The following is an 11,192-nucleotide window of genomic DNA, read 5'->3' on the forward strand; positions in this document are numbered from 1 at the left end:
NGGCGTGGGGATGGTCGTGCTCGAACGACTCTCCGACGCCGAGCGGCACGGCCACCAGGTGCTGGCCCTGCTGCGGGGTTCGGCCATCAACTCCGACGGCGCCAGCAACGGCCTGACCGCGCCGAACGGCCGCTCGCAGGAGCGGGTCATCCGCCAGGCGCTCGCGCACGCCGACCTGAGCCCCGACCAGGTCGACGCGGTGGAGGCCCACGGCACCGGCACCACCCTCGGCGACCCCATCGAGGCGGAGGCGCTGCTGGCGACCTACGGCCGGTCGCGGCCGCCGCAGCGGCCCCTGTGGCTGGGATCGCTGAAATCGAACATCGGCCACACCCAGGCGGCGGCGGGTGTCGGCGGCGTCATCAAGATGGTCATGGCGATGCGCGCCGGGACCCTCCCAGCGACGTTGCACGTGGATCAGCCCTCCCCGCGGGTGGACTGGTCGGCGGGCGCGGTGTCGCTGCTGACCCGTCGCCGTCCCTGGGTCCGCGGGGAGCAGCCGTTGCGGGCGGGCGTCTCCTCGTTCGGGATCAGCGGGACGAACGCCCACGTCATCGTCGAACAGGCACCGGACACCGCGACTCACTCCGTGACGGCGGCCGGGTCGGATGAGGATCGGCGCCGGGACGAACCCGCGAGGCAGGCCCCGCAGACCGAGGAACCGGTGACGGTGCCGTGGGTGCTCTCGGCGCGGACCGAGTCGGCGCTGCGTGACCAGGCCGGGCGGCTCGGTGCGGTGGCGGCCGATCCGGCGGCGGAGCCGACCGGTGTCGGCCTCGTCCTCGCCACCGGCCGCGCGAGGTTCGAGCATCGCGCGGTCGTCCTCGGCGCCCGGCGCGATGACCTCGCGGCCCGGCTCGCCGCGCTGGGCGCGGGCGAGCCGATGCCGGGTCTGGTGCGGGGCACCGCCGGTAACCCGGGCCTGACCACCTTCGTCTTTCCCGGCCAGGGCTCGCAGTGGGTCGGCATGGCCACCGACATGGCGGCGCGCTCCGCGGCGTTCCGCGCGAGTGTCGAACGGTGCGGCGCGGCCATCGACCGCTACGTCGACTGGTCGTTGCCCGAGGTGGTGCGGGGTTCGGTGGACGGCGCCGGGCTCGACCGAGTCGACGTCGTCCAGCCGGTGCTGTTCGCGATGCTGGTGTCGCTGGCCGAAGCGTGGCGTTCCTTCGGGGTGCATCCCGAAGCGGTGGTCGGCCACTCCCAGGGAGAGATCGCGGCCGCGCACGTGGCTGGCGCGCTCAGCCTGGACGAGGCCGCGCGCATCGTGACGCTGCGCAGCCAGCTCATCGGCAGGGCGCTGGTCGGGCGGGGTGGCATGCTCTCGGTCGCGCTGCCGGCCGAGCGCGTGACGCGGCTGCTCGCCCGCTGGGCGGACCGGCTCGCCGTGGCCACCGTCAACGGCCCCGCAGCCACCGTCGTGTCCGGGGACCCGGACGCTCTGGACGGTTTGGCGGCCCTGTGCGCGGAGCAGGAGATCCGGACCCGGCGGATCGCCGTCGACTACGCCTCCCACTCCCCCCAGGTGGAGTCCATCCGGGAGGAGCTGCTCGACATCCTGGCTGACCTCCGGCCGCGAGCCTCGGACGTGCCGTTCTACTCGACCGTGACCGGTCAGCGGCTGGACACCACCGCGCTCGACGCCGACTACTGGTATCGCAACCTGCGTGGCGTGGTCCGGTTCGACGCGGCCGTCACCGCGTTGCACGGGGCCGGGCATCGCACGTTCGTCGAGGTCAGCCCGCATCCGGTCCTCACCACCGGCGTGGCCGAGACCATCGCGGCCGAGGGTCTCCCGGCCGCGACCGTCGTCGGATCCCTACGTCGCGACGAGGGCTGGGAGCGGTTTCTGACCTCCGTGGCCGAGGCTCACGTCGGGGGCACGCCGGTGGACTGGCGCCCGGCCCTGGCCGGCCCGTCCCGGCCCGCAGTCGCCGTACCGACCTACCCCTTNCAGCGTCAACGATGCTGGCTCGACGTTCCGGCCTCGTCGGGCGACCCGACCGCGGCGGGCATGGAGCGTTCCGGGCATCCGCTGCTGGGCGCCGCGGTGACGCTCGCCGACGGGGATGGCGTGGTGTTCGTCGGGCGACTGACCGCCGGGGCTCAACCCTGGCTCGTCGACCATGCGGTGCTCGGCACGGTCGTGCTGCCCGGGACCGCCTTCGTCGAGCTGGCGCTGCACGCGGCCCGGCGGGTCGCCGAGAGCCGGCTCGACGAACTCGTCCTCGCGGCGCCGCTCGTCCTGCGCGCGGAGGACGCGGTCATCGTGCAGGTGACGGTGGGTGCGGCGGACGAGTCCGGGCGCCGGCCCGTGGCGGTGCACTCCCGCCCGGACGAGAACACACCCGACGCGGCCTGGGTGCGGCACGCCTCCGGGACGGTGTCCCCGCCGCGCCCGACGCCGGCCGCCGCCGCGGACGCGGTCATGGATCTGGGGGGTGCCTGGCCGCCGTCGGGCGCGGTCCCGGTCGATCTCACCGACGTCTACGAGAACCTGGCCGGGCGCGGGTACGGCTACGGTCCGGCCTTCCGGGGGCTGCGGGCCGCGTGGCGCCTCGGCGAGCAGCTTCTCGCCGAGGTGCGCCTGCCGGACGGCCTGCACGCCGAGGCCGGTGCCTTCGGTATCCACCCGGCACTGCTCGACGCCGCTCTGCACCCGGTCGTCGGGTTCGCGTCCAGGGGCGGCTCGGTCGACGGGGACGCGGCCGACGACCAGGTGGCCGGGATTCGGCTGCCGTTCGTCTGGCGCGGCGTGCGGCTGGAGCGGACGGGCGCGACCTCGTTGCGGGTGCTGGTGCGACCCGCCGGCGATGACGGGGCAGACGCCGTCACCCTCACCGTGGCCGACGACAGCGGGGCCGTGGTGGCGCAGGCCGAGGCGCTGACTCTACGGTCCATCCTGCCCCAGCAGCTGGCCGCCGCCACGACGCGGCGCGACCCGCTGTTCGAGATCGGCTGGAAGCCCGCCTGGGACGTCGCCGCTCCCGCCGCCCTCGGGGAACGGTGGGCACTCGTGGGGGACGGCCTCGGCGACCTGCCGGGTACCGACGCCCAACGCTGGACGGACCTCGAGGCGCTTCTGGGTGCCCTCGAAGCGGGAACACCGGTTCCCGACGTGATCGTGCTGCCGGCCACCGTGACCGGTGCCGCCGGCAGTGATCCCGCCGGGCCTGGCGGCACGAGCGCCGGCGGGCCCGGCCTGGGCGGCCACGGGCTCGACGGCGCGTCGCTGGACGTGACCACCCGCGTGCTGGCGGACATCCAGGGTGCGCTCGCGGACGAGCGGCTGGCGCGCTCGCAGCTGGTGTTCGTGACCCGCAACGCCGTCGTCACGAAGGCCGACGACCCCGCGCCGGACCTGGCCCAGGCACCGGTGTGGGGCCTGGTCCGGACCGCGCAGTCCGAGCATCCGGATCGGTTCGTCCTGGTCGACGTGACCGACGACCCGGCCTCGTACGAGCTGCTCCCCGTCGCGCTGGCGACGCGGGAGCCGCAGCTGGCGGTCCGCGACGGGCGCGGGTACACACCGCGGCTGGCCCGGATCGCGCCCGTCCCCGACCGCCGCGGCCCCGACGCTCCCGACGCCCCCGACGCCCCCGACCGACCGGCGGTCTTCCGCCCCGGCGGCACGGTCCTCGTCACCGGGGGCACGGGGTTGCTCGGCACGCTCGTCGCCCGGCATCTGGTTGAGGCGCACGGCGTACGGCACCTGCTGCTCGTCAGCCGCCGCGGACCCGACGCCGACGGCGCGGCCGCGACGGTGGAGGAGCTCACCGCCATCGGCGCCGAGGTCACCGTCGTAGCGGCCGATGCCGCCGACCGCGAGAGCATGACGGCCGTGCTGTCCGGGATTCCCCAGGGGCACCCGCTCACCGCGGTGATCCACACCGCCGGAACGTTGGCCGACGGAGTCGTCGAAGCCCTGGACCGGGAACGACTGGAGCAGGTCTGGCGCCCCAAGGCCCGGGCCGCGCTCGTGCTGCACGACCTCACCCGCGATCTCGATCTGACCGCGTTCGTCCTGTTCTCCTCGGTCGTCGGAATCCTCGGTAACGGCGGGCAGGGCAACTACGCGGCGGCGAACACCTTTCTGGACGCGCTGGCCGAGCACCGACGCGCCGAAGGGCTGGCGGCCACCTCGCTGGCCTGGGGGCTGTGGGCACCCGGCGGCGGCATGACCGCGGCCCTGGCGGGCGCCGACCTGGCTAGGCTGTCCCGTTCCGGTCTGGCGCCGATCCAGCCCGGCCAGGGGCTTGCGCTGTTCGACGAGGCGCTGGAGTCGACGCGTGCGGTCGTCGTCCCGGTCCGGCTGGACACGGTGGCACTGCGGAACCAGGCCGCGGCCGGGATGGTGCCCGTCGTGCTGCGGGAGCTCGCCCCGGTGTCGTCCCCGTCGACGGGTGCCCGGCCCGACCAGGCCGGGTCGTGGTCCGACCAGCTGCGTGACAAGCCTGCCGCCGAGCGGGAGCAGGCGGTGGCGCACCTGGTGAACGCGCAGGTCGCGACCGTGCTGGGCCATGCCACCCCGGTGACGCTGCCGGCGGACCGGGCCTTCAAGGAACTCGGTTTCGACTCGCTGACGGCGGTCGATCTGCGCAACCGCCTGGCCGCGGTGACCGGGCTGCGGCTGCCGGCGACGCTGATCTTCGACTACCCCACGCCCGAGGCCGTGGCCGCCTATCTGGACACCCGTCTGCGTGCGGACGGCGACGGGACGGCCACCGCCACCGGACCTGGCACCGGCCTGGCGGTGGCGCGCGCCGAGCCGCGGGCCGGCGACCCGGCCGAACCGATCGCGATTCTGGGCATCGGCTGCCGCTATCCGGGTGGCGTCCGGACCCCGGAGGACCTGTGGCGGCTGGTCACCGAGGGCGCGGACGTCATCGCCGAGTTCCCCACCGACCGGGGCTGGGACGTGGACNCCCTCTACCNCCCGGATCCCGATCATGTCGGTACCTCGTACACCCGCCGTGGTGGCTTCCTCTACGACGCCGCCGACTTCGACCCGGAGTTCTTCGGGATCTCGCCACGGGAGGCGCTGGCGACCGACCCGCAACAGCGCCTGCTGCTGGAGACCGCGTGGGAGGCGGTCGAACGGGCCGGGATCAGCGCCACCGCCCTGCGCGGCACCCGGACGGGCGTGTTCACCGGCGTGATGTACGACGACTACGCCTCCCGNCTGGGCCAGGCCCCGCCGGGTCTGGAGGGCTATCTGCTGACCGGGTCCACGACGAGCGTCGCGTCCGGGCGCATCGCCTACACCCTGGGCCTGGAGGGCCCGGCGATGACGGTCGACACGGCCTGTTCGTCGTCTCTGGTCGCCCTGCACCTCGCGGCGCAGGCGCTGCGCGGCGGCGAGTGCACCCTCGCGCTCGCGGGCGGGGTCACGGTGATGGCGACCCCGACGGTGTTCGTGGAGTTCAGCCGCCAGCGTGGACTGGCGCCGGATGGCCGGTGCAAGTCGTTCGGGGCCGCGGCGGACGGTGCCGCCTGGTCGGAGGGCGCGGGCATGGTCCTGCTCGAGCGTCTCTCCGACGCCCGGCGCCACGGCCATCCGGTGCTCGCCGTGGTGCGGGGCAGCGCGGTCAACGCCGACGGGGCGAGCAACGGCCTCACCGCGCCCAACGGCCCGTCGCAGGAACGGGTGATCCGCCAGGCCCTCGCCAGCGCCGGCCTGAACGCGGACGAGGTCGACGCCGTCGAGGCCCACGGCACCGGGACCACCCTGGGAGATCCCATCGAGGCACAGGCCTTGCAGGCCACCTACGGCCGGGATCGCCCGGCCGGCCGGCCGCTGTGGCTGGGATCGGTGAAGTCCAACATCGGCCACGCGCAGGCGGCGGCCGGCGTCGCGGGTGTGATCAAGATGGTGGCCGCCCTGCGGCACGGCCACCTTCCGCGCACCCTGCACGTCGACGAGCCCTCCCCACACGTCGACTGGTCGTCGGGCGCCGTGTCGCTGCTGACCGAGCCGGTCGACTGGCCGCGCGCCGTGCGTCCGCGCCGCGCCGCCGTGTCGTCGTTCGGGATCAGCGGCACCAACGCCCACCTCATCCTCGAGGAGGCTCCGGACGGCAGCGCCCTCCCCGAGCCGGCTCCGGCGGCTCCGGCCGCCGAGGAAGATCCGGCGCAACCCGAGGCGTCCGGCGACGTCCCCGACCGCTCGCACCTCGTGTGGCCGATCACCGCGCGAAGCGAGCCGGCGCTGCGCGAGTACGCGCGCCGCCTGTACGACCTGGCCACCGACGGCGAGGTCGACCTGGGGGAGGTGGGGCTCGCCCTGACCCGGGGCCGGGTGGTGTTCGAGCACCGCGCCGTCGTACTCGCCGACGACCGGGCGGAGCTGGTCGAGGGGCTGGCGAAGCTGGCCGGCTCCGCGCCGGACGGGCTGCCGGCCCAGGTGGCACGCGGGGTGGTTCAGCCGACCGCACCGACCGCCTTCCTGTTCACCGGGCAGGGAAGCCAGCGCGTCGGGATGGGTCGGGAGCTGTACCAAACGGACCCGACGTTCCGGGCGGCGCTCGACGAGGTGTGCCAGGCGCTCGATCCGCATCTGCCTCAGCCGCTGCTCGAGGTGCTGTTCGCGGTGCAGGGCAGCGCGCAGGCGGAACTGCTCGACCAGACCCGCTTCGCCCAGCCGGCGCTGTTCGCCCTGGAAGTGGCGCTGTTCCGACTGGCGCGCTCGCGTGGACTGCGCCCCGACGTGGTGGGCGGTCACTCGGTGGGCGAACTCGCGGCCGCCCATGCCGCCGGCGTGCTGGATCTCGCCGCCGCCGCGGTCCTCGTGACGGCGCGGGGTCGGTTGATGCAGGAGATGCCGGCGGGTGGGGCCATGCTTGCCGTCACCGCCTCGGAGGAGGAGGTGCGGGCGTCCTGGGCCGGTCAGCCGGTCGGGGTGACGGTCGCGGCGGTGAACGGGCCGCGCGCGACGGTGGTGGCGGGGGACCGGGCCGCGGTGGCCGAGCTGGCGCGGACCTGGCGCGAGGCCGGCCACCGGGTGCGGGAGCTGCGCGTGAGCCATGCCTTCCACTCGCATCACATGGACGGCATGCTCGACGAGTTCCGCCGCGTCGTCGAGGGGCTGGAGCTGCGCGCACCGTCGCTGCCCCTGTTGTCGAACCTGACCGGTGAGCTTGCCGACGAGCGGGTCCGTTCGCCGCAGTACTGGGTCGACCATGTCCGCCAGCCGGTGCGCTTCCTGGCCGGGATGCGCCAGCTCGAGGCGCTCGGCGTCCGCACCTACCTCGAGATCGGACCGGGCGGTCTGTCGGCGATGGCCGCCGACTGCGTCGGCGACGAGCAGCGCGACGAGCGGCTGTTCGCCGCGTTGCTGCGGGCCGGCCGCGGCGAGCACCGATCCGTCACGACGGCGCTGGCCCAGGCCTACGTCCGCGGGGCTCCCGTCGAGTGGAGCGCCCCGCCGCCCGATGCCCGCGTGCCGCTGCCCGACCTGCCCACCTATCCGTTCCAGCGGCGGCGTTACTGGCTCGACGACGCCGGCGGCCACCGCACGACCACCATGGCCGGTCTGGACGCGGCCGACCACCCGCTGCTGACCGCCGCCGTCGTCCTGCCCGAGGACGGCGGGCTCGTCCTCACCGCGGCCCTGTCCCTGCGTTCCCATCCCTGGCTCGCCGATCATGCGGTCGAGGACACGGCCCTGCTGCCGGGAACCGCCTATGTCGAACTCGCGGTGTCGGCCGGGACCCGGGTGGACTGTCCACACGTCGAGGAACTGGTCATCGAGGCGCCGGTGACGCTCCCCGAAGGACCCGGGGTGAACCTGCGGCTCGTCGTGCAGGCCCCGGACGAGGACGGCCGGCGGATGTTCGCCCTGCACTCCCGGTTCGCGGGCACCGTGGACGACGACGGGGGGAGCCGTTGGACGCGACACGCGCGGGGGACACTGACCCGGAAACCCGCGGCCGTCATGGACCTGTCTCCTGCCGTGGACTCGTCTCCTGTCGTGGACTCGTCTCCCGCCGGGGGGCCGGCCACGCCCGGCCTGGGTTGGCCCGTCGGACCCGGGCAGGCGTGGCCGCCGTCGGGTGCGGTGCCGGTCGAGCTCGCTGACGCCTACGGCACGCTGGCGGACCTGGGGCTGCGGTATGGCCCCGCCTTCCAGGGACTGTCGGCGCTCTGGCGGCTCGGCGAGGACCTGTACGCCGACGTGCGCCTGCCCGACTCCGATCCGCAGGAGGCGCGGCGCTACGGGATCCACCCGGCCCTGCTCGACGCCGCGCTGCACCCGGTGGCGCTGGATCGGGTGCGTTCCGCGGCGGGAGCCGGCGGTGCCGCGGTGGCGCTGCCCTTCTCCTGGTCGGAGGTCTCGCTGTACGCCGCCGGGGCGAGCGCGCTGCGGGTCCGCCTGTCGCCGTCCGGTCCGGACCGCCTGACCCTGCAGGCCACGGATGTCAGCGGACGGCCGGTGCTGTCCGTCGGTGCCCTGACCGTTCGACCGGTGGATCTGGCCCGGATCGCGGGCGCCGGTTCGCGCCGGCCCCCGCTGTTCGAGGTGGAGTGGGTCGAGGCCGAGGTCGAGGACCTCGTCCCGGCCCGGGCCGGGACGTCCGACGACGCGACCACGGCCAGATGGGCGGTGCTCGGCACGGAGGCGGCCGGGCCGGCCGCGGCGCTGGCCGCCGGACTCGCCGGGTCGCCGGCCGCGGTGACGCGGCATCCGGACCTCGCCGGCCTGAGTGCCGCGGTGGCGGGCGGCGCGCCCGTGCCCGCCGTGGTCCTCGCGCCCGTCGCCGTCGCGCGGCCTGTCGGCCCTGCTGATCCTGTCGGTTCTGATGATCCTGTCGGTTCTGATGATCCTGTCGGTCCTGGTGATCCCGACAGCCCCGGCCTGGACGTGCCCGAGGCCGTGCGCGTCGCCGTCCACCGCCAGTTGGCCATGCTGCAGGCCTGGCTCGACGATGAACGGTTCGCGACGTCGCGTCTCGTGGTGGTGACACACGGCGCGGTCGGCGTCTCCTCCGCCGGCGTCTCCTCCGCCGGTGGCCAGGCCGACCTGGAGGGGCCGGCGGGTCCGGCCGGCACGGTCGACGCGGCTGGGGTGGCCGACATGGTCGGGGGGGCCGTGTGGGGTCTGCTGCGATCCGCGCAACAGGAGGAACCCGGCCGCTTCCAACTCGTGGACCTCGACGATCGGGATGCCTCCGTCGCGGCGCTGCCGGCCGCGCTCGCCCAGGGCGTGCCGGAACTCGCGATCCGCGACGGGCGTCGCTACGTGCCCCGCCTCGTTCGTCTGTCGGATCGGGTCGAACCCGTCGGCCCGGACCCGGCGGATTCGCCCTTCGCGCGGCTCGATCCGTCGGGGACCGTGCTGATCACCGGTGGCGGCGGGACGCTCGGTGCCCTGGTGGCACGTCACCTGGTCGCCCATGGAGGCGTCCGGAATCTGCTGCTGGTGAGTCGCCGGGGGCCTGCGGCCGCGGGTGCCGCCGAACTGGAGGCCGAGCTCTCCGCCCAGGGCGCACAGGTGACGGTGACAGCGTGCGATGTGACGGATCGTGATCAGGTGGCGGCGCTGGTCGCGTCGGTGCCCGCCGACCGTCCGCTGACCGCCGTCGTGCATACCGCCGGCGTCCTCGACGACGGGGTGATCGGGTCACTGACGCCGCAGCGACTCGACCTGGTTCTGCGGCCGAAGGTGGATGCGGCCTGGCATCTGCACGAGCTCACCGCCGACCAGGACCTCGCGGAGTTCGTGCTGTTCTCCTCGGTGGCGGGCACCTTCGGCAATCCGGGGCAGGGCAGCTACGCGGCGGCGAACGCCTTCCTGGACGCGTTGGCCGCGCGGCGCCACGCCCAGGGGCGTCCGGCGACCTCGCTGGCCTGGGGGTTGTGGTCCCGCACCAGCGCCATGACGGGCACTCTCGACCGGGTCGACCGTGGCCGGCTGACTCGCGCCGGCCTCGTCGCGATGTCGGACGAGGAGGGGCTGGCACTGCTCGAGGCCGGGCTCGCCAGTAGCCGGGCGGCGCTCGTGGCCGCGCGGGTCGACCTGTCACGGCTGCGTGCCCAGGCCCGCGCGGACCTGCCGCACCATCTGTTCGCCGGTCTTGTCGGCCTGCCGGTCCGATCGGCCGGCGGCTCGGCCGCGGGCGCGGCCGATGGCGAGTCCCCGTTTCTGCGGCGCCTCGCCGAGGCACCGGACGCGCAGCGGGCGGACCTGGTGCTCGCGCTGGTCCGCGGCACCCTGGCGACGGTGCTCGGCCACTCCGACGCCGCCGCGGCGACCATGGACCCCCAACGCGGCCTGCTGGAGATGGGACTCGACTCGCTGACCGCAGTGGAGCTGCGCAACCGGCTGCACGCCGCCACCGCCCTGCGGTTGCCGAGCACGCTCGCGTTCGACTATCCGACGCCCGCCGCGCTCGCGGACCATCTGCTGGCCGCCCTGACACCCGAGGCGGCTGCCCTCGGCGGGCTGCCGCTCGCCGCGCTCGACCAGCTTGAGGCCGCGCTGGATCCGGGATCGGCGACCGATGCCGACCATGCCCGGGTCGCTCTGCGCCTGCAGAACCTGCTGCGCAGATGGAACGCCGACCGGAACGGCAACGGCTCCGCGGTGCCCGAGGATTCGGTGGACCTCGCCACGGCGACGGACGACGAACTCTTCAAGGCACTCGACAACGAGTTCGGGGAAATTCCGATGGACGACGCCGGAAACCCCCGACTGACGCGGGAAGGGTGAGACGCCATGACCTCCAACGAGGACAAGCTTCGTGAGTACCTCCGCCGTGCGACCGCCGACCTGCGGCAGGCACGCCGGCAGCTCTCCGTCTTCGAGGACCGGTCCACCGAGCCGTTGGCTGTGGTGGGGATGAGTTGCCGTTTCCCGGGTGGGGTGCGTTCGCCGGAGGGTTTGTGGGGGTTGGTGGCGNCGGGTGGGGATGCGATTTCGGAGTTTCCGTCGGGTCGGGGTTGGGGTGCGGGTCTGTATGATCCGGATCCTGATCGTGCGGGTTCTTCTTACAGTCGTTTCGGTGGTTTTCTGCATGATGCGGACGAGTTTGATCCGGGGTTTTTTGGTATGTCGCCGCGGGAGGCGTTGGCGACGGATCCGCAGCATCGTCTTCTGTTGGAGTTGACGTGGGAGGTGTTCGAGCGGGCGGGTATTGATCCGTCGGGTTTGCGGGGGAGTGCGACGGGTGTTTTCGCGGGGGTGATGTACGACG

The 11,192-nt window shown here is 74.2% G+C and carries 2 protein-coding genes and 4 pseudogenes; all 6 read left to right on the plus strand.

The genetic code is table 11. The features are described from left to right. Nucleotide 1: 1 nt before the first annotated feature. A pseudogene (locus FF86_RS59105) lies at nucleotides 2-1,953 on the plus strand (type I polyketide synthase); the annotation flags it as partial. 61 nt (nucleotides 1,954-2,014) lie between these two features. After that, nucleotides 2,015-4,924: SDR family NAD(P)-dependent oxidoreductase (locus tag FF86_RS59110; protein WP_396230131.1), on the plus strand; the 2,910-nt coding region annotated here is incomplete at its 3' end. Nucleotides 4,925-4,935: 11 nt separating this feature from the next. Further along, nucleotides 4,936-5,181: pseudogene (locus FF86_RS59115) on the plus strand (beta-ketoacyl synthase N-terminal-like domain-containing protein); the annotation flags it as partial. A gap of 1 nt (nucleotide 5,182) precedes the next feature. After that, nucleotides 5,183-10,708: pseudogene (locus FF86_RS59120) on the plus strand (SDR family NAD(P)-dependent oxidoreductase); the annotation flags it as partial. Nucleotides 10,709-10,714: 6 nt separating this feature from the next. Further along, nucleotides 10,715-10,897: polyketide synthase docking domain-containing protein (locus FF86_RS59125; protein ID WP_242419734.1), on the plus strand; the 183-nt coding region annotated here is incomplete at its 3' end. A gap of 1 nt (nucleotide 10,898) precedes the next feature. Further along, nucleotides 10,899-11,192, plus strand: a pseudogene (locus FF86_RS59130) (beta-ketoacyl synthase N-terminal-like domain-containing protein); the annotation flags it as partial.

The organism is Frankia sp. CpI1-P, from assembly GCF_001421075.1.
Taxonomy (GTDB): domain Bacteria; phylum Actinomycetota; class Actinomycetes; order Frankiales; family Frankiaceae; genus Frankia; species Frankia torreyi.